The 18,799-nt window shown below is 65.4% G+C and carries 27 protein-coding genes and 1 tRNA gene; 25 read left to right on the top strand and 3 right to left on the bottom strand.

All coding sequences use genetic code 11. The annotated features are described in order from the left end of the window. The first annotated feature begins 29 nt into the window (after positions 1-29). Genes DW297_RS11585 through DW297_RS11570 form a run of 4 tightly spaced genes read left to right on the top strand, consistent with a single transcriptional unit; the run spans position 30 to position 5,153 of the window. Positions 30-323: a hypothetical protein gene (locus DW297_RS11585; protein ID WP_136032507.1), complete on the top strand. Its 294-nt coding sequence runs from the start codon at positions 30-32 to the stop codon at positions 321-323. Next, on the top strand, positions 320-847 hold the full coding sequence (locus tag DW297_RS11580) for a hypothetical protein (protein ID WP_136032505.1): 528 nt from the start codon (positions 320-322) through the stop codon (positions 845-847). The genes DW297_RS11585 and DW297_RS11580 overlap by 4 nt, the downstream gene beginning before the upstream one ends. After that, on the top strand, positions 844-3,438 hold the full coding sequence (locus DW297_RS11575) for a DNA methyltransferase (RefSeq protein WP_205828280.1): 2,595 nt from the start codon (positions 844-846) through the stop codon (positions 3,436-3,438). The genes DW297_RS11580 and DW297_RS11575 overlap by 4 nt, the downstream gene beginning before the upstream one ends. Next, positions 3,435-5,153 (top strand): DNA cytosine methyltransferase, encoded by a 1,719-nt coding sequence (locus tag DW297_RS11570; protein WP_136032503.1) that lies wholly within the window; start codon positions 3,435-3,437, stop codon positions 5,151-5,153. Before DW297_RS11575 ends, DW297_RS11570 begins: the two co-directional genes overlap by 4 nt. Before the next feature lie 11 nt (positions 5,154-5,164). On the opposite strand, the gene DW297_RS11565 is transcribed toward DW297_RS11570, so the two are convergent. After that, positions 5,165-5,794 carry a hypothetical protein gene (locus DW297_RS11565; RefSeq protein ID WP_136032501.1) on the bottom strand — a complete coding sequence of 210 codons (630 nt, stop codon included), beginning with the start codon at positions 5,792-5,794 and terminating at the stop codon, positions 5,165-5,167. Positions 5,795-5,820: 26 nt separating this feature from the next. On the opposite strand from DW297_RS11565, the gene DW297_RS11560 reads away from it, so the two are divergent. From DW297_RS11560 to DW297_RS11545, 4 genes are all read left to right on the top strand, one after another. Next, positions 5,821-6,249, top strand: coding sequence for a hypothetical protein (locus tag DW297_RS11560; RefSeq protein ID WP_136032499.1), 429 nt, complete (start codon positions 5,821-5,823; stop codon positions 6,247-6,249). 1 nt (position 6,250) lies between these two features. Continuing rightward, entirely contained in the window at positions 6,251-6,484 is a 234-nt protein-coding gene (locus DW297_RS11555) for a hypothetical protein (protein WP_136032497.1), read from the top strand. An 85-nt stretch (positions 6,485-6,569) separates the two neighbouring features. Then, complete coding sequence (locus DW297_RS11550; RefSeq protein WP_136032495.1) at positions 6,570-7,256, top strand: hypothetical protein; 687 nt, start codon at positions 6,570-6,572, stop codon at positions 7,254-7,256. Then, complete coding sequence (locus DW297_RS11545) at positions 7,253-7,597, top strand: hypothetical protein (protein WP_136032493.1); 345 nt, start codon at positions 7,253-7,255, stop codon at positions 7,595-7,597. The genes DW297_RS11550 and DW297_RS11545 overlap by 4 nt, the downstream gene beginning before the upstream one ends. Here the strand turns inward: DW297_RS11545 and DW297_RS11540 are convergent. Next, a complete protein-coding gene (locus DW297_RS11540) occupies positions 7,572-8,411 on the bottom strand; it encodes a hypothetical protein (RefSeq protein ID WP_136032491.1) in 840 nt (279 codons plus the stop codon). The two genes, DW297_RS11545 and DW297_RS11540, sit on opposite strands and share 26 nt — an antisense overlap. On the opposite strand from DW297_RS11540, the gene DW297_RS11535 reads away from it, so the two are divergent. Continuing rightward, positions 8,410-8,646, top strand: coding sequence for a DUF4326 domain-containing protein (locus DW297_RS11535; RefSeq protein ID WP_136032489.1), 237 nt, complete (start codon positions 8,410-8,412; stop codon positions 8,644-8,646). The two genes, DW297_RS11540 and DW297_RS11535, sit on opposite strands and share 2 nt — an antisense overlap. Before the next feature lie 20 nt (positions 8,647-8,666). Here DW297_RS11535 and DW297_RS11530 read toward each other — a convergent pair whose 3' ends face one another. After that, positions 8,667-9,086 carry a TM2 domain-containing protein gene (locus DW297_RS11530; protein WP_136032487.1) on the bottom strand — a complete coding sequence of 140 codons (420 nt, stop codon included), beginning with the start codon at positions 9,084-9,086 and terminating at the stop codon, positions 8,667-8,669. Between the two features lie 134 nt (positions 9,087-9,220). Between DW297_RS11530 and DW297_RS11525 the strand changes: the two genes are divergently transcribed. The 16 genes from DW297_RS11525 to DW297_RS11450 all read left to right on the top strand — a co-directional run. After that, entirely contained in the window at positions 9,221-9,424 is a 204-nt protein-coding gene (locus DW297_RS11525; RefSeq protein ID WP_136032484.1) for a hypothetical protein, read from the top strand. Then, the gene (locus DW297_RS11520) at positions 9,421-9,645 is read left to right on the top strand and encodes a DUF3039 domain-containing protein (RefSeq protein WP_136032482.1); all 225 of its coding nucleotides are present in this window, start codon (positions 9,421-9,423) and stop codon (positions 9,643-9,645) included. Before DW297_RS11525 ends, DW297_RS11520 begins: the two co-directional genes overlap by 4 nt. Then, positions 9,642-9,899, top strand: coding sequence for a hypothetical protein (locus DW297_RS11515; protein WP_136032480.1), 258 nt, complete (start codon positions 9,642-9,644; stop codon positions 9,897-9,899). The genes DW297_RS11520 and DW297_RS11515 overlap by 4 nt, the downstream gene beginning before the upstream one ends. 253 nt (positions 9,900-10,152) lie before the next feature. After that, positions 10,153-10,225: transfer RNA gene (locus DW297_RS11510), tRNA-Asn, on the top strand. Between the two features lie 293 nt (positions 10,226-10,518). After that, positions 10,519-11,076, top strand: a complete 558-nt coding sequence (locus DW297_RS11505) for a hypothetical protein (protein WP_136032478.1) — start codon at positions 10,519-10,521, stop codon at positions 11,074-11,076. Beyond that, complete coding sequence (locus DW297_RS11500) at positions 11,069-11,257, top strand: hypothetical protein (protein WP_136032476.1); 189 nt, start codon at positions 11,069-11,071, stop codon at positions 11,255-11,257. Before DW297_RS11505 ends, DW297_RS11500 begins: the two co-directional genes overlap by 8 nt. Before the next feature lie 13 nt (positions 11,258-11,270). Next, positions 11,271-11,480 carry a hypothetical protein gene (locus tag DW297_RS11495; RefSeq protein WP_136032474.1) on the top strand — a complete coding sequence of 70 codons (210 nt, stop codon included), beginning with the start codon at positions 11,271-11,273 and terminating at the stop codon, positions 11,478-11,480. Positions 11,481-11,508: 28 nt separating this feature from the next. Further along, positions 11,509-11,853, top strand: a complete 345-nt coding sequence (locus DW297_RS19480) for an HNH endonuclease signature motif containing protein (RefSeq protein WP_136032472.1) — start codon at positions 11,509-11,511, stop codon at positions 11,851-11,853. 139 nt (positions 11,854-11,992) lie between these two features. Further along, positions 11,993-12,472, top strand: a complete 480-nt coding sequence (locus DW297_RS11485) for a phage terminase small subunit (RefSeq protein ID WP_136032470.1) — start codon at positions 11,993-11,995, stop codon at positions 12,470-12,472. Positions 12,473-12,478: 6 nt separating this feature from the next. Next, positions 12,479-14,158, top strand: a complete 1,680-nt coding sequence (locus DW297_RS11480; RefSeq protein WP_136032468.1) for a large terminase — start codon at positions 12,479-12,481, stop codon at positions 14,156-14,158. Positions 14,159-14,174: 16 nt separating this feature from the next. Next, on the top strand, positions 14,175-15,581 hold the full coding sequence (locus tag DW297_RS11475; RefSeq protein WP_136032466.1) for a phage portal protein: 1,407 nt from the start codon (positions 14,175-14,177) through the stop codon (positions 15,579-15,581). 8 nt (positions 15,582-15,589) lie between these two features. Next, on the top strand, positions 15,590-16,399 hold the full coding sequence (locus DW297_RS11470; RefSeq protein ID WP_136032464.1) for a hypothetical protein: 810 nt from the start codon (positions 15,590-15,592) through the stop codon (positions 16,397-16,399). Between the two features lie 70 nt (positions 16,400-16,469). Beyond that, the gene (locus DW297_RS11465) at positions 16,470-17,105 is read left to right on the top strand and encodes a hypothetical protein (protein WP_136032462.1); all 636 of its coding nucleotides are present in this window, start codon (positions 16,470-16,472) and stop codon (positions 17,103-17,105) included. Between the two features lie 12 nt (positions 17,106-17,117). Then, positions 17,118-17,534 carry a head decoration protein gene (locus tag DW297_RS11460; protein ID WP_136032459.1) on the top strand — a complete coding sequence of 139 codons (417 nt, stop codon included), beginning with the start codon at positions 17,118-17,120 and terminating at the stop codon, positions 17,532-17,534. A gap of 5 nt (positions 17,535-17,539) precedes the next feature. After that, positions 17,540-18,586, top strand: a complete 1,047-nt coding sequence (locus DW297_RS11455) for a major capsid protein (RefSeq protein WP_136032458.1) — start codon at positions 17,540-17,542, stop codon at positions 18,584-18,586. Between the two features lie 2 nt (positions 18,587-18,588). Further along, a partial coding sequence (locus tag DW297_RS11450; protein ID WP_205828279.1) for a hypothetical protein occupies positions 18,589-18,799 on the top strand: 211 nt, incomplete at its 3' end.

Raw genomic sequence — 18,799 nt, 5'->3', positions numbered from 1 at the left:
GTGGCCTTTCCCATTGAAGGAGTGAAGCGATGCCAACCGAGTTCGACTGGCTGACGCTCATCGACAAGCGGGCGGCGCTCCGCGAGCAATTTCCACCGCTATCGCGTCTCCGAAGCGAACGGCCAGGGTCCGCTTCGGACAACCGACGCAAGGAATTGATAGCCGCCGACAACCAGCTGTCGAAGGCGCGAGCGGAGCAAGCGAGGTGGCAGGAGGCCGCCGACAGAAACGCGCGCCGCCAAGAACGGATCGAGAACGAGAAACGCCGCCGGGAGTACAAGGGCTACCAGGCGGCCAAGCACCAGCTGAAGGAGAGCGCATGAGCGCCGACATCCTGTCCGATCCCACCCACCCGCACGGCACGTCCGAGGGCTACCAGCGCGGATGCCGCGGTAGCCACTGCCCGGCACCGATCACGTGCCGCGACTTCCGCATCCGCTACCAGGGCGACTACGCCTTCCGGAAGCAGATCGACGCCGGCGTCAGCGCGGCCAACATCATCGCCGGGGAACGGGAGCGTGCGGCGCAGCTCACGGAAGCAGAGCGGCAGGCGCGGCGAGCTCGCGGCGGGCCCAGATCCGGCGCCTCAGTCGGTGACCGCCGCGCAGCCGCCAACCGCGCCCGAGCTGGCGAGGCCGTCCTCATCGCGCGCGACACCCTCCGGGCGATGCTGAAGGAGGGACTCACTGATCGGCAGATCGCGGACCGTCTCGGCCTCCTCCGACGCCAGGTCACCGGAACCCGCAACGCGGCCAGTCTCCCACGAAACCCCGACCAGAACCGACGACCCGTCCCCACCGAAGCCCCCGTCCCCGCGGGGGCTTCGGCGTTGAAGGAGAGCGCATGACATCCGCAATACTCACCCCCGACTTCTTCCGCATGCCGACGATGTCCCACGAAGAGTTCCTGCGCGAGAAGGTCGCATTCGATCGCTCGTTCGGGTTCCCTGTCCACAGCGACGACCTGCACCAAGTCCTGCTCCCGCACCAGCGCGACATTGTCCAGTGGGCGATCCTCGGCGGCCGACGTGCGATCTTCGCCAAGTTCGGCCTGGGGAAGTCGATCATGCAGATGGAGACACTGCGCCAGATCCTCACCCACCCGGCCTCACCCGTCGTCGACGGTAGGGCGCTGATCATCGCCCCGCTCGGTGTTCGCGGTGAGTTCGTCCGGGACGGCCGTGAGCTCCTCGGCATTGAGATCCGCTTCATCCGCCGCACGGCAGAGATCGACCCGGGTTGGTCGGGGATCTACGTCACGAACTACGAGAGCGTGCGTGATGGCCGTCTCTCGGTCGACGGGTTCGACGCGGTGAGCCTGGACGAGGCCTCCGTGCTGCGCTCGTTCGGATCGAAGACGTACCAGGAGTTCCTTGGGCTGTTCGACGAGATCCCGTACCGGTTCGTTGCGACCGCGACGCCGTCGCCGAACCGACACAAGGAGCTGATCCACTACGCCGGGTTCCTCGGGATCATGGACACTGGCCAGGCGCTGACACGGTTCTTCCAGCGAGACTCGTCGAAGGCCGGGAACCTGAAGCTGTACCCGCACAAGGAGCGTGAGTTCTGGCTCTGGCTGAACACCTGGGCATGCTTCGTGCAGCGACCGTCCGACCTCGGTCATTCTGACGCTGGGTACGACCTTCCCGTGCTCTCCGTCGAATGGGACTCGGTCGAGGTGGAGATCCGCTCCGACCAGATCGACCGTGACGGCCAGGGTGTCCTCGTCCGAGCCGGCGCGAAGTCGCTGATCGACACGGCGCGGGAGAAGCGCGAGACGATCACGCCTCGGGTGGCGCGGATGCTGACGCTCGTTCGCGAACACGTGGAGAACCACGGTACCGAGGACCAGATCATCCTCTGGTGCGACCTCAACGCTGAACAGGAGCTCATCGAGAAGATGCTCACCGCGGAGGGCCTCACATTCTCATCGGTCCACGGCGGTCTCGACGATGAAGAGAGCGAGCGACGCCTCGACGCATGGCGCAACCAGGAGACATTCGCGCTGATCGGGAAGCCCGTGCAGCTGGGGCAGGGGATGAACCTGCAGCAGTCGAATCGAGCGATCTACGTCGGCGTCACGCACAAGTTCAATGACACCATCCAGTCGGTGCACCGTATCCAGCGGTTCGGGCAGAAGCGCGCATGCTCGGTGACGCTGATCTACGCGGAGACTGAGTCCGAGGTTCGCGACAGCCTCCTCGCGAAGTGGGAGGAACACGACCGTCTCACCGAGACGATGTCGGACGTGATCCGTGAGTTCGGACTCAACCCCGCTGCGATCTCCGTTGAGCTGACCAGAGCGATGGGCGTGGAGCGCGTCGAGAAGTCCGGGCCCGGATGGAAGCTCGCGCTGAACGACTGCATCGTCGAGACCCGCGATCACATGAAGGATGACTCGGTCGACCTGATCGTCACCTCGATCCCGTTCTCCAACCACTACGAGTACACGCCGAGCTACAACGACTTCGGGCACACAGACGACAACCTCCACTTCTGGCAGCAGATGGACTACCTCACCCCGGAGCTCCTGCGCGTGCTCCGCCCGGGGCGGATCTACGCCTGCCACGTGAAGGACCGAATCCAGTTCGGCAACGTCACTGGTGCAGGCATCCCCACCGTCTCGCCGTTCCACGCCGAAGCGCTCGCGCACGGCCTCAAGCACGGCTTCGACTACATGGGGATGATCACTGTCACCACCGATGTCGTGCGGGAGAACAACCAGACGTATCGCCTCGGCTACACGGAGATGCGCAAGGACGGCACGAAGATGGGCGTCGGCTCACCGGAGTACATCCTGATCTTCCACAAGCCGCAGTCGGACCGCTCTAAGGGGTACGCCGACGATCGGGTGACGAAGGAGATCCCGGACTACTCACTCGCACGCTGGCAGATCGACGCAGCTGCGGACTGGCGCTCGTCCGGCAACCGACTTCTCACACCTGAAGAGCTCGCGGCGGTCGAACCGAAGCACCGCTCGAGGTTGTTCAAGGATCAGTCGCGCGCGAACGTCTACAACTTCGACACGCACGTCGCGACGGGCGAGGCGCTGGCAGAGAAGAACGCGCTGCCGTCGACGTTCAAGAGCCTCGACCCGGGGTCGTGGCGGCCCGACGTGTGGGACGACGTGAACCGCATGCTCACCCTGAACGGTGAGCAGTCACGTCGGGCGCTCGAGTTCCACATCTGCCCACTGCAGTTCGACATCGTCGACCGGCTCATCGAGCGCTACTCCAACAAGGGTGACCTCGTGTACGACCCGTTCGGCGGCCTCGGCACGGTCCCGCTGCGCGCCCGGAAGCTCGGCCGCGAGGGACGCGCGTCCGAACTCAACCCGACGTCGTTCCGCGACGCCGTCATGTACCAGCAGGAGCTAGATCGAGAGCAGGCGACACCATCGCTCTTCGATCTTCTCGACATCGAAGGGAGCGCCGCGTGACAAACGTGGGCTACAAGAAGCCGGACATCCCGTGGAACGGCCTGACCGTTACTGACCTGTTCTGCGGCGCCGGCGGTTCGTCCTCTGGCCTTGTCGAAGCGGGATACAAGGTCGTCATCGCGGCAAACCACTGGGCGCTCGCGATCGAGTCGCACCAGATGAACCACCCCGAAACGGATCACTCGCAGGCGGACATCTCGCAGGTCGACCCGCGCTACTTCCCGCGCACGCACGTCCTGTGGGGGTCTCCGGAGTGCACGAACCACTCGATCGCGAAGGGCATCAAGCGCCAGCGCCAGCAGGACCTCGCGCTGTTCGAGCTCGACGGTACCGCGCCGCTGCCCGACGAGGCTGCGAACCGGTCCCGCGCGACGATGTGGGACATCCCGCGCTTCGCCGAGCACCACCGGTACATGGCGATCATCCTTGAGAACGTCGTCGACGCGTACCGCTGGGACCAGTTCCCGGCGTGGCAGCTCGCGATGGAGAAGCTCGGCTATCGGATGCAGTTCGTGTGGCTGAACAGCATGCACGCGCAGATCGGCGGCCTGCCTGCCCCGCAGTCCCGCGACCGCATGTACATCGTGATGTGGCGCGAAGACCTCGCCTCGAAGAAGAAGGGGCTCACGGGCCCGAACGTCCGGAAGTGGACCAGCCCGATGGCGCTGTGCATGGAGCATGGCGAAATCCAGGCCGTGCAAGCGTTCAAGAAGACCGAGCAATGGGGACGCTACCGCGCCCAGTACCTCTACCGGTGCCCGAAGTGCTGGCAGGTCGTAGAGCCCGGCTGGCTCCCCGCTGCGTCGATCATCGACTGGTCGCTCCCAGCGCCGCGCATCGGCGACCGCACCAAGCCGCTCGCCGCGAAGACGGTTGAGCGCATCCGCCGCGGCATCGAGCGTCACTGGGCGCCGATCGTCGCGAAGGCGGCCGGGAACACGTACGACGGCGTGACCACCGGGTCGAACTACCTGCGGGTGTCTGAGCTCGACGCGCCCATGCCGGTGCAGACCGGCAGCGCCGAGCACGGCCTCGCGATCCCGCCACTGCTCATGACGAACAACCACACGAACCGCGCGCGGACCGTCGACGAGGAGCTTCCCACGGTGACCACCGCGACGAACCATGCGCTCATCGTCAACAACCTCTCGGGTGCGGACGACTCGCGGTCGCGACCAATCTCTGAGGCACTGCCGTCGCTCGTCGCTGGCGGGAACCATGCGTCGTTGCTCGTACCCGTCGAGGGCCGCGAGGGCAAGAGCGCCGCATCCGCCGCTGACCCGCTGCGCACGCAGTCGACGCGCAACGAGACCGGGCTGCTCGTCCCGCTGCGAAACCACGGCGTCGCGAAGCCCGCGACGCACCCGATCGACACGGTCAGCGCGGAGGGCAACCACCACGCCCTCGTCATGCGGAACAACCTCGGCGGAGCTGAGATGTCGACGCCGGTCATCGAGCCGATCCGCACGCTCACGACAGGCGGCCACCAGTCGCTCATCAAGCCGAGCGAGCCGATCAGCCTCGACGTCGAGGACGCCGGGTTCCGGATGCTCGAACCGCACGAGATCCAGGCGGGCATGGGCTTCGCTCCCGACTACCTGCTGCTCGGATCGAAGCGCGATAAGGTCAAGCAGGCCGGGAACGCCGTCACGCCGCCCGCCGCACGCGACCTCGGACATGCGGTCGCCGAGTTCCTTCTAGCTGTCGCTTCGTGAGCGCGTAGCCCCTACACGGCGATCATTCTTTGAGCGTTCGGCCGGTCGAGATCATCCCGCCACGTGATTTCGATCACCGTTGCAGGGGGGCTTGCCATCGACTTCCAGATCGAGAAAGGCACGGCTGTGTATGGAGGGGCGTCGACAGGGTCGGGATAAGGGATCATCAGGTCCTGAGTGTCCTGTTCTGTTAGCCCCCGGATGGCGACGCCGAACGCGGTTGCCGTGCCGATGTTCCGGATCAACCATCCGTTCTTCACTGCAGTGTCCCGCTCGAGAAGCCATTTCACGTCCGTCGCGGGGAGATCGCCTTCTACAGAGCCTGGAGACGGTTCGGGAGATGGCGTCGCTGCGCCCGGCTGTGACTTCGAGACAAGATCGGCGAGCACCCGGAGTTGCTCACGGGCGGCCGCCTGGCTCTCGTTGAACTGAAGCGCGTTCCGCTCAAGGAGCTCGATTTGGACGCGCTCCGCAACGGCCCGTGAGGCATCGGCTCGCTTGTTCGCACGCAACGTCAGAAGGGCAATGATCAGTGTCGCGATGATGCCAGCCATAGTCAGCCAAACCATCCACCAGTCCGCTTCGTGCGGACCGAAAGAGACAGGCAGGGGAACAGGGAACGTCGGCGGCGGCGTCGGCATGCCCGAACTCTACCGGGAAGGAACAGATGAGCTGGGTACTACAGCTCCCGTACGAGCGCCCGCCCAAGGGGCTGCATTCCAACGACCGGAACCACTGGCGCGTCAAGGCGAAGTCGGCAAAGGACCTCCGCGAACTCGTGTCTGCGCTATGTCGACAGCAACGCATCCCAAAGATGCAGCGCATCTCTGTGCAGGTTGTGTGGGTTGTCCCGACGCGTCACAAGCGCGACGCGGATGGCCCTGATCCGCTCTGCAAGGTCATCTACGACGCGATCGGCTCAGATCGCGGCATCGGCGCCCAGTTAGTCGCCGACGATACGCCGGAGTTCATGGACAAGCCTCGGCTGGTCATCGAACACCAGCCCGGTGTGACCGCCCACTTCAGGGTGGAGCTCACTGACATCTCAAACCCATTCCGACCCGACACCGTCGACCAGATCTCAGAAAGGCTCTGACATGAGCATCGATTACGCCAACGACGCTGAACGCCGCCGCTTTGCCGCACTCGACTTCTCCGTGAGGCTCGCCTCCGCCCAGCAGGTCGGGAAGTACGACGGCGACATCGTCGTCAACATCGCCAAGAAGTTCGAGGGTTACCTAGAAGGTCCGGCCCGGGCACTTTCTGAGGCGGAGCGTGCTGAGGTCGACCGGTTCGGTATCCACGACAAAGATGAGGTCGCGAATGCCTGACGAGCACGAGACATGCGTCACGAACCACGAGGCCACAAGGGCGATCCACAGAGCGGATCGCCCTTTCCCTTGCCGCAGGCGGGGGATGACCCCGGCGGGGGAGCGCATCGCCGAGGCGCACTACGCCGAGTGCGAGAACCAGGCGTGCCGTGGGTGCATCCCACGCTCTGCGCAGCACGGGTACCTCTGCGGCGTCTGCTACCGGCGCGTGGTCGACGCGCTCGGGCGCCTCGCGTGGCTGATCGCTCACCTGCGGTCGATCGAGAAGCCGGCACAGGCGATCGGGGAGCGGGTCGACACCTCGATGGAGAAGTCGATCCTCATGCCGGACCCGTGGATCGCCGCCGACGAGCTCATGACCGCGCTCGGCGCCCGTGTCATCCCGTCGACCGCATCCATCGACGACGCCATCCGTCTCGCGCACGACGCCGTCACCATCGACGTCGACGCCTGGGTGAACACACTCGACGGGGCGACATCGGCCGTCGTCCTCCTCAAGAGGATGGGCGTCGCGCTGCGCCGATGGCCCGACTCGGAGGCACAGTTCCGCGCGATCCCGTACCTGCAGTGCCCGAACTGCACCCACCCGCACCTGTGGCGTGCGGCGCCCGAGCGCGCCGGCGACGAGCTCCGCGTGGTGTGTGGCACCCCGGAGTGCGGGTACGCGGTCGCATGGGAGACGTGGGTGAAGCAGTACGCGCCCGCATTCGCCGCGATCGAAGCCGACATGAAGCGCCGCGCGAGAGCGGCCGACAAGGAGAAGACGGGATGAGCATCTACGCATCCAAACCGGAGATCGGCATGACCTCCCACGGCGTGCTCGACGGCACAGTGCGCGCGTACGCGGGTTCCGGCGTCTGGCCCGGCCGAGTCGACGGTAACGCTTGGGTCGGCCTCGCCGTCATCCCCGGATACTGCGTCCCTGGCGCGCCCGAGGATGCAGAGTGCACGTCAACGGTGGGGGAGTACCTCCGCCTAGACGTCGCCGACCGTGGCGACCCGATCCGCACGACTGTCGTTCTCACGGTCGCGTCTGCGACCGTGCTCCGCGACCAGCTCTCCGAATGGATCGCCCGACCGAAGGAACCTACTCAGATTCGGGAGCCCGGGTGACCACGTCCCGACCATGCCGCTGAGCCTTTGCGAACGCCGCCGCGAAGGCACGTTTTCTCGGCTTCTGCGGGGCGCCGCGGAGTTCGGCGCGGAACGTGTTCTGCACCTGGAAGAACGCGTTCCGGTAGAGCTCAAGCATGCGTCTGGCGCGAAGGTACTCGTTGACCTCGTCACGAAACGGTGTGTCGTCTGCGAGGTTGCCACCGATCGGGTCGAGAGCCGCTGCGAGATGACCGCCTTCATTCCAGTCTTCAAGGAGCGGGGGCTCGGTCGTCATCGGGTAGGGCGCGTACTTGGGGTTCACGTTCCCGAGCGACCAAATGCGCCACAGGAGGGCTTCGGTGATCTCGCTAGTGGGTGACGCGCCGCCGTGCCTGCGCACATGGCCGAGCACGGTGTCCGCGGCAACTTCGAGGCGGTCGAACGCGTCCACGACCCCGACGACCCACTCGTAGCCGATCACGGGCTTGGTGGGCTCGCCGCGGGGAACGGAGCGCACGATATCGCGCAGTCGGTCCATGTTGCTGGTGTCTGGCAGCAGTTCTGGCATCGGCCCCGGCGGGTAGGAGAACCCGCTCCGAAGCAACGAGTTACCCGCATCCACCGCGCGTTGCTGCTGTCCCATGACGAGCTCGCTGAGAGTGCGGCTCTGCGCGTTGCGGCCGGCGACTGACACGATCCCGGCGACGATCAGGCCGGTCCCGATACCGATTAGCGCGTCGGGTCCGAACGATGACCAGTCCCACCAACCCGCCCACCAGTCCGTCTCCACGCCATCCGGCTGTGCGCCGGGCGTCACCGAAGGAATCTGCATGCATGAACACAACCACAGAACGGACACGACCATGAACGGGGAGGGAAATCGCGTGTTTGAGCGCATCCAGCTCTCCCGCCGGCGCGGGTACAGGAAGCCCGAGGGGACGGTCGTCGTTGCACGGCCGTCCGGGTGGGGCAATCCGTTTCGCGTGAACGGGAGGACCGTGTTCGGCCTGCCGTGGGGTGAGATCCGCGACTATCCGATCGGTACGAAGCAGGAAGGAGCAAAGTGATGTCCGCGGTACCCGCGCTACTACTGAACGCCGCTCTTCCGGTTCACGTCGCGAACGACCTCCGGGATGAAGATCAGGTCGACCAGCACCCAGACGACGAGAACCGCAATAGTTCCCCACCCGATAGCGGCCGAACCCGGATGCTGGTCGTCCAGGCGGAACGGGAGACTCAACAGCGACGCGATGAGCATCACCCAACCGGTTCCAATCCTGCGGAGGTAGAACCTGTGCACACCGAGAGTGCCGAACAAGATAGCGAGAACGTATGCGGTGCTCTTGGTCTTGAGCTTCACGTTCCGGACCATCACAACGCCTGGTTGGACGGTCGGCGCGATGTGAGCGGCATCCACCGGCCCCCACGCAGAACCATCCCACCACTGCCGCTGCCCGTTCGCGTTCAGGTGCCAGCCGGGTTCGGGGGCGGGCGCAGGAGAAGTCATGACAGCACCGTATCGGACATCCTCAGCCCCGATTGCCGAGACGGAAAGTGCGCCGCCTGCATCGGCGACGCATGGGACGACACCACCGACGAACCGACCGAGTGCCAGCACGCCTGCCACGGACAGGACGACTCGTGAGCGCCGATCCCGACCTTCCCGCCGACGCGAGGTTCGTTCCCGCGCCGACGGTCGTCGAGGTCGGCGGGATGCTCGCCAACGTCATCCCGAAGCCGCTCGACGAGCAACGCGCCATCCACCACAACCAGGCCCGATACGCCGAGCTGCAGAAGCTCCGGCTCGGGCAACCGAACCGATACGAGGAGACGAGATACCGATGAGCGCCGACACCCTCGAGAAGCCGGACACGGTCACGACCGACGCAGGCGACCACGATCTCTTCTCGCACTACGCCCTCAAGAAGGACATCGAACGGTCGATGTTCGAGGGCATCGAGATCACCGCGCTCTGCGGCAAGAAGTGGCGGCCGTCTCGGGACTTCACGAAGTTCCCCGTGTGCGGCACCTGCAAGGACATCTACGACGAGAGGTACCCCGAGTGACCACCAGAGCCGACCACGTCCGCACGGACCAACTCGACGATGCGGCCGTCCGCGTCAGCGACCTCCCGAAGCTGTTCGGCGTCAGCCGCTCCACGATCGACGCGTGGATCGCGAAGGACAGTATTCGCACCTTCGAGCACCCGGTCGCCGAGGCAACGGGACGGCCGCCGCTTGCTGTCCGCTTCGGCGACCTGCCGATCAACGAACCGGGCGCGACACGGTGGCGCGCGAAAGGGAGCCGGAAGAACTCCTGATAGAGTCTCTATGGTTGGACTCGTCCATACCCCACACCCTCGGAACCTCTTCCGGGGGTTTCGTCGTTAAGACCCCCTCCCGGCATGCCGGTGGAGCTTCCCCAGAGCTCCCGGCTGGCTCGGTTGAGGGGTGCCGCACAGCAACGCGGCAATCAGCCCCGAAGAGCCGGACTACACCGCCGGAGCGCACCAAGTGGCGTGCATAGGGGCAACAACTCAACAGGCCCGAGCCAGTTCGGCTGCGGCGGGCCGATCCGGGATAGCTCAGTTGGCAGAGCAGCGCACTGTTCATGCGCACGTCGCAGGTTCGAACCCTGCTCCCGGAGCCGTGGAGGTGCGGGCCTTTCGACAACTTCGGGTGCGCGGTAACCAACCCGCCAAGGCACCCCGAGCCGGACTCGCACCTCCCACATACCTCACTTTCCCTTCGACCCAATCGGGTAACCGCATCACGGCACACGCGCACCTAATCGCATAGCCGAATGACGCATTAACCCACCGATATTCACGGAGGCGGAATGCGCACCCTGATCGGCATCGCCGCCGGAATCAGCCTCAGCATCCTGGTCCACATCATCTGGAAACCCGCCCTCGGATGGGCACTCTCTCGAGGAGACCAATGATCGACACCACATCTGGGCGTACGCCGGACGAGCGACCCGCGAACGGCCAGGTCGAGACTCGCGACTGGCACCCTGACGAGCAGCCGAAGGACGAGGGCAAGCAGAACACGCACTTCTCGCCCGACGAGGCGGACGCGATCCAGCTGTACATCAATCAGCTGAAGGACCTGCTCGGGCTCGGACAGTGGGACGTGTTCCTGTCGCTCGCGTCGGCCGATACCAACACCAACGCGAGCGTGCATCCTGTGTACGGTCGCCGTGTCGTCCCCCTCGCGGTGAACAAGGACTGGTGGTCCTACTCGCCAGAGAATCAGCGCAACACGCTCGTGCATGAACTGCTCCACGTAGTGCACAACGCCCAGACCGAAGTCGTCCGCACGACGCCCACCTCGGTGTGGATGTGGCGCACCTTCGAGCGGGAGACCGAACTCATGGTCGATCACCTCGCCGGCGTCCTCGACCAGTACATGCCGTGGCCCATCACACCCGCCGAGGTCGCCGAGATGCGCGCGAAGAGGATCGGGCCCTTCGAGGAAGAAGCGAGTAGTGAGTGACGTACGCGAAGTGCACCGCGCCCACCAGGACGCCACCATCGCAGTGAAGACCGACCTGCAGCGCCGCCGCGAACTCAAGGCCATGACGAAGCCTGAGCTGATCGATTACATCGTCCGCGTCGAGAACAGCCTCGCCGCACTCTCCGACCGCATCGACCACGCGTACGGAGACGAACCATGACCGAAGACGACTGATGCCCACGCAGAACCCGGACATCACATTCACGGTGACGGCCGACAACCTCGACGAAGCCGCACAGTTCGCGATCGACCAGCTCAAGGCCCTCACCGAGCAGCACGGGCACCGCGGCTTCATGCTCCCCGAACTCAACGCCGAGTTCATCCTCGCCGACCCGTGGCGCCACTGCTTCGAGTTCACCGCAGAGTTCCTACCCCAGGGGTAGACCTCAAACCCCAGGGGGTGCAGTACACATGCCCAGGGCCCCTCGCCAATGCCCGTCCTCCGGGTGCGACAACCGCATCACCACCACCCGGTACTGCGAAGAGCACACCGTCCACCACTGGACAGGACGCTCACACGCCACAGGAACCGAACACGCACAGTGGCGGAAGACCGTCCTCGCCCGCGCCAAAGGCACATGCGAGATCCGCGGCCCACGCTGCACACACCGCGCCACAGATGCAGACCACCGTGTCCCCGTAGCCGAAGGCGGCGCACGCTACGACCCAGACAACGGCCAAGCAGCATGCACACCATGCCACAAGGCCAAGACGCAGCAGGAAGCAGCACGAGGTCGAGCACGACGACGAGGGTAGGGCCTCACCCCCCTCCCCACCCCTCCCACGACCGCCGGGGAGATGCTGTTGAAAATGTCCTGTACGGGTCTGGGAGATTCTGGTCCACCCGCAGTTCTGCCCGACATGGGCGCTTCTCTTCCCGACATGGGGGTTCGCGATGCCCGGTAAAGGCCCACTTCCGAAGGACGCCGCTACACGCGTTCGGCGCAACAAGACTGGCGCAGCCCTCCGCGTCATCGAGGTCCAGCCGACGGCGCAGCCGGAACTTCCGACCCGTTACAAGAGCGTCGATAGTGAAGAGGGCAAGTTCACGGACATCGTTGACTGGCCGACCGCGACGATCGAGTGGTGGTCGATGTGGGCGACGTCCCCGCTCTCCGCAGAGTTCACGGACTCGGACTGGGAAGAGCTGAAAATGGCCGCGCTGCTACACGCTCAGTTCGTCGAGGGGGACTATAAGCTCGCCGGCGAGCTACGCCTCCGCACCGCAAAGTTCGGCACGACGCCCGAGGACCGCGCTCGGCTCAAGATCCAGTTCGCCCTTGCCGATGAGGCTGAAGAGCGCACGGAGCGCCGCAAGTCGTCGAAGCAGCCGAAGCCTGGCGAGGACCCTCGCTTGAAGATGAAGCTGGCGTAGACGGCCATGGCGGTTCTGATCGTTCCGCCGCTCGACCTTTCGTACCCGACACTCGGCCCCGAGCTTGCGCAGTTCATCACGGAGCGCGCTGTGTTCGGCCCGGGCTCGCTCGCAGGGCAGCCCGCGGTCCTCGATGACGAGAAGCTCGCCGCGCTGTACCGCCTCTACGAGGTCTACCCGCAGGGACATCGCCTCGCAGGTCGACGCCGGTTCCAGCGGGGCAGTATCGAGTGGCGAAAGGGAATGGCGAAGACCGAGTTCGCGGCGTGGGTCGCGCTGGCGGAGCTGCACCCAGAGGCGCCGGCGCGGTGCGATGGGTTCGATGCTGACGGTGATCCCGTCGGGCGACCCGTTGTTCAGCCGTACATCCCGATGATGGCGGTCACCGAAGAGCAGGTGTCGGAGCTTGCCTACGGCGTCCTCAAGTACGTCGTAGAGGAAGGCCCCGACGCTGACCTGTTCGATGCGTCGCTCGACAGGATCGTGCGGCTCGACTTTCGCGGCCGGGCCGACGGCAAGGTCGTCCCCGTATCGAACTCGCCTGGCTCCCGTGACGGTGCCCTGACGACGTTCCAGCACTTCGACGAGCCCCACCGTCTGTACCTCCCTTCGGCCAAGCACGCGCACGAAACGATGGCGGCGAACCTCACGAAGCGTCCGCTCGAGGACCCGTGGGCGCTCTACACGTCGACCGCCGGGCAGCCGGGGCAGAACTCGATCCAGGAGGACGTCCGCGCAGAGGCCGAGGCGATTGCTCGTGGCGAGATCGACGAGCCCGCGCTGATGTTCTTCGCCCGCTGGGCAGGAGATGAGCACAAGGACCTCACGACCATCGAGGCGCGCATCGCGGCCATCGCGGACGCGACAGGCCCTGCGGGGGAGTACGGTCCTGGTCAGTTCGAGTCGATCGCGAAGCAGTGGGATCGACCGAAGGCAGACAAGGCATACCTCGAGCGGGTGTGGCTGAACCGGTGGCGGAAGTCCGACTCGACGTTCTTCGACAGGACGCAACTGAACGGTCTACTCAGCCCGGGGGAGTGCATCCCACGCGGTGCGTTCGTCGCCCTCGGGTTCGACGGTGCCCGATTCCGCGATGCGACGGCGCTCGTCGCGACCGACATCAAGACGGGCCTGCAGGAGCTCATCGGGCTCTGGGAACGCCCGGACGATGCTGACGAATGGGAAGTTCCCGAGGACGAAGTCACGGCCACGTTCGAGGACGCCATGAGGCGGTACCGGGTGTTCAAGCTGTATGCGGACCCGCCGCACTGGACCGAGACCATCGGATCCTGGTACGCGAAATACCCCGGTCAAGTTGAGGAGTGGTACACGAAGCGTCACAGCCAGATGGCATATGCGCTTCGCGAATATCAGGAAGCGATCGACGCCGGGTCTATTCGATTCGGTGGTCGCGTCAATCCAGACTTCATCATCGGGCGGGTCCTGTCGCCCCACGACGACCTGATCCGTCACCTCGGCAACGCCGGGAAGAAGGAACTCCGTCTCCGCGACGACCACGGAGAGCCGCTGTACGTCATGCAGAAGCAGGACGGGCAGATGGGGCTGAAGTTCGACGCCGGTATGGCTGCGGTCCTGTCGTGGAAAGCGCGCCTCGACGCCCTCAAGGGTGGGGCGAAACCAGTCCAGAAGAAGCGAGCTGTGATCCGGCGTATCGGGTCGCGATGACACATGAGGGGGTCGCATGGCTGTCGCTACGAAGACTCCCTACACGCCGGGTTGGTGGCTGGAGCGTGCGTTCGAGAAGCGTGACGCGCAGCGTCCGCGACTCCTTGAGCTCGCCGCCTGGCACGACGGCAATCCGCCGGCGCCAGCGGCAGTGAAGAACGCACGCGAGGCGTTCAAGGAGTTCGAGGAAGAGTCCACGACGAACTTCGCCGAACTCATCACCGGGTCCCTGCGGGAGCGGATGTCCGTTCGGGACATCCGTACCGCAGTGTCCGGTGATGTCCTCGATGAGAAGGCGTGGGAGCACTGGCGGGACAACAACCTCGATGTGGAGCTCGCGTCGATCATCGAGACGATGCTCTGGGCCGGTGACTCCTACGGGATCGTCGGGACGGACGCAGACACGGACGAGATCACCGTCACCGCCGAGGATCCGCGCGACGTGGTGACGTTTCACGATCCCGCGCGACAGTCCCGCATCGTGTGCGCAGTGAAGTTCCTTCGCGACCAGTTCGATGGCTTCGACTATGCGGTCATCATGCTCCCCGGCTCCATCTCCGGGGGTACTCGCGCGCGATCCTTCGTCGCGAAGCGCCCTGTCAGCGGTGAAGCCGGATTCGACCCGAAGGCGTGGTCTTGGGACAACACCCAGGGCGGCAAGGACGGGATGGAGCTCAAGCACCACCTCGTCCCGGTCGTCCGTTTCAGGAACCGGAACGGCAAGGGCGAGTTCGAGCCGCACCTCCGACTGCTGCGCCGTATCGACCGTCTGGTGTTCCAGATGACTGTGATCGTCATGTACCAGGCGTTCCGCCAGCGCGCGATCCAGATGAACGCCGAAGAAGACGAAGTCGACATCCAGAACGACTTCAAGACGTCAATCGGCGTCGATGACCTCGACGACATCCTCACGTCCGATCCTGGCCAATGGTTCCTCCTGCCATCTGGCGCGAAGGTGTGGGAATCCACCCAGGCGGACATCAACGGCATCCTCTCCGCGATCAAGGACGAGGTCATGCGGCTTGCTGCGGTGACGCGCCGGCCCATGTCGATTTTCGCGCCCGACAACCAGGCGGCCGAAGGTGCGAAGTTCACTCGCGAGGGTCTGACGTTCGCCGTGGAGGACAAGATCACCCGCGCCACGCAGGGGATCGTCGACCTCTACCACCTGATCTTCCTCACCGCCGGTGACGCGGACCGCGCGGTGAAGTCGAAGATCACCGTTGGGTGGAAGCCCACCGAACGGTTCTCCCTCGCGGACAAGGGTTCCGCGACCTCGCAGGCATCCACGTCGCTGCCGCTGAAGACCATCCTCCGCGTCATCTGGCAGATGACCCCGGATGAGATCGCTCAGGTCATGGCCGAGCAGGCCGACCAGGCGCTCATCCTTCAGACGGTGGCGGACGCGGCAACAGCCCAGTAGGGGGAGGCATGGTCACTCGCCTCGATCGCGCATACGACGTTCAGGTGAACCAGCTTCGGCTGACGATCCAGAACTTCGCCATGCGCTACTGGAACAGCATGGGATCGTGGCGGGACGACGACATCGCTCGTCTTCTCGCCACGGTCGCACCCAGGGTGCAGGCAGGGCAGCAGCGGATCTCGGACATCACTGACGCATACATGGCACGGGTCGCGGCCGAACAGGGTTTCACCGTCACCGGACGCACCTTCGAGGCCACTACCCACAATCTGCGTGGCATCAGTGATGAGACGCTCTACGCCCGGCCGTTCGCGACGATGCACGACTCCCTCTCGAAGGGCCAGTCGGTTACGGCGGCTGTTTCGGCAGGCAAGACGCGGCTGCAGTCGATCGTCACGACGAACCTGCAGCTCGCGAAGACCCACTCTGCGCGGCGCGCGATGCAGTCGGGCGGCGTCAGCATGACGGAACGTGTTCTAACCGGTCGCGAGAACTGCACCATGTGCGTGATCGCGTCAACCCAGCGGTATTGGGCGCGCGACCTGCAGCCCATTCATCCCGGATGCGATTGCGGACAGCGCCCTCACAAGGGCGACCCGGACGTTCAGATCATTCATCCCGACCGGCTCGAGATGATCCATTCCACGATCGAGAGCCAGTTCGGCTCCAGCGACCGTGGCGCCCGTCTCATAGACGGGAAGAACAGCATCTCCGATTACCTCGACCTGATCGCGGTCCGCGAGCACGGCGAACTCGGCGCTGTACTGACCTGGCGCGACCAGCACTTCACTTCGGCGTCGGAGATCGACGCCATCTAGACCGCCGCACAACTCGTGCGGTTTCCCCGGCATGGGGCCACCACCAAGTACCCGACATGGGAGATAGATCATGCTCGCACGCACGCCCACCTTCGCTCGTCGTGGCCTCGACGGTCTGGCGCAGATCGGCCCCTCGAAGTTCGACCTTCGAGGAATCCGGTTCATGGCAGACAACGAGGGTGACGACGGAGCCGGGTTCCCGGCCAACACCCCCGTCAAGGAGATGACGCCGGAACAGCAGGCTGCCTACTGGCAGGACAAGGCGCGGAAGCACGAGGACCGCGTCAAGGCGTTCGGGGGTAAGACCCCGGAGGAGATCGCGCAGCTCCAGGCGGAGCTCGACGCCGCTCGCACCGCATCCCAGACCGCCGAGGAGAAGGCAATCCAGGACGCGAAGCAGGAGGGGCGCAGCGAGGTGCTCGGCATTCTCGCGAACGAGCGTGTCACCACGGCGATCGAGCGTGCCCTTCAGGGCCGCGAGGTCGACCCGGCGACGCTCCTCACCCTGGACCGCTCCCAGTTCATCGACGGCGACAAGGCCGACATGGCCAAGATCACCGCCTGGGTGAACGAGAACACCAAGGAGAAGGCGAAGCAGACCGCGAACCTGTCCCGCTTCCAGGGCCAGCACGAGCAGATCGAAACCACAGGCCGGGCAACCGGCGAGGCCGAGGCGGAACGCCGCTTCGGGAAGAAGAAGAACTGAGAGGAAACACCGATGTCTGACATCACCGTTCGCCGCTCTACGTTCCAGTCGGAGAACCGTTCGTGGCTTCGTGGCCCCGACGGAACCCTGCCGGGTGACAACCCGAGCATCGTCCTGGACGTGAGCGCATTCACCGCCGGCACCCACTACCCGAACGGGTTCATCCCGTCCGGGACGGTGCTCGGCAAGATCACCACGTCGGGCCTGTACGCACCGTACGACCCCGCTGCCACCAACGGCACCGAGACCGCCGTGGAGATCCTGTTCTCGTCCGTGGCTGTCGGTGCTGGCGCAACTCGCGTCGGCGGTGCCGGCCTCCACAAGGGCGAGGTCATCCCGTCCAAGCTTCCGTTCCAGACGGGCAAGGGGTCGCTCGACGCCGACGCCCGCACGGACCTGAAGCTCGTCAACTTCTCGGAAGGAGCGTGAGCTAGATGGCTATCGTCTTCGACGCCCCCGTCAGCCCCGACGCCCTCTCGGCGTTCGTTCGCGCAGTCCCGGTCCCCAGCGACCTGGCCCTGCTCAACGCGTTCCCGTCGCGGAACAACCAGACCAACACGGTCAACTTCGCGGAGATCGTGAAGCGCAACCGCACGGCCCGGTACCGCACCTACGACGGACGCATCCACGTGTCCGACCGTGACACCGGCTCCACCGGCTCGGTCGGCATGATCCCCCTCTCGGACTCGCGCAACAAGGGCGAGTACGAGCGGCTGCAGCTGGAGTTCGCCCGCGTGAACGGCACCAACACCGCCGCCCTCGCCGACGCGATCTACAACGACGCCGAGGACCTCGTCGGGAACATCTTCCGACGCCTCGAGCTCGCGTGGGGTGACGTCCTCACGGACGGCAAGCTCACCGTGTCCGAGATCAACGGCGGCTTCGAGGCAGACTTCGGTGTGCCCGGGTCCCACCTGGTCACCGCGGGCACGCTGTGGACGAACCTCGCGACAGCGACGGTCCTCACCAACCTGATCACCTGGCACGACGTCTACGTCGCGACCAACGGTGCCCCGGCTGGTGCGATCCGCACCTCGCAGACGGTCCTCCGACTGGTGCAGCGGAACAAGGAGATCATCGACGCGATCTACGGCGCCGCCGCCGGCCGCACGTACGCGAGCTTCGAGGACGTCAACACCCTCCTCGCCTCGTACGGCCTCCCGCCGTTCGTCGCCCCGTACGACACGCAGGTCGAGTCGGTCACCACCGACCAGCTCGCCCGGGTGATCCCCGCGAACCGTGTCCTGTTCACCCCGGCCGAGCTGGGCGACCTGGGGCGCACCGAGTGGGGCGTCACGGCGACCGCACTCGAACTGGTCAACAGCAACCTCGCGGAGATGTCGTTCCAGGAGGCGCCCGGCATCGCCGGTGTCGTCGAGAAGGTCGGTCCGCCGTACCGCGAGTTCACGTTCGTGGACGCGGTCGCGTTCCCCGTCCTCTCGGACGCGAAGCGCCTGTTCGTCGCGACGGTCGCCGCCTGACCATGAGTCTCATGGCGTGCAACGTGTACGTCCTCACCGAGGAGGGGGAGGCACTGCTGCTCGAAGCAGGGTCGACCCCTCCGAAGTGGGCACTCCCGCAGCTCGGCGAGCACACGCTCACCGGATCGGGAGAGTCGGAGTCGCCGGAAGGCGACGACGACGAGTCCGACGACGAGTCCGACGACGAGTCCGACGACGAGTCCGACGACGAGT

This window comes from Microbacterium sp. PF5 (genome assembly GCF_004794315.1).
In the GTDB taxonomy this organism is placed as follows: domain Bacteria; phylum Actinomycetota; class Actinomycetes; order Actinomycetales; family Microbacteriaceae; genus Microbacterium; species Microbacterium sufflavum.
This window is presented reverse-complemented; position numbering and strand designations above follow the sequence as displayed.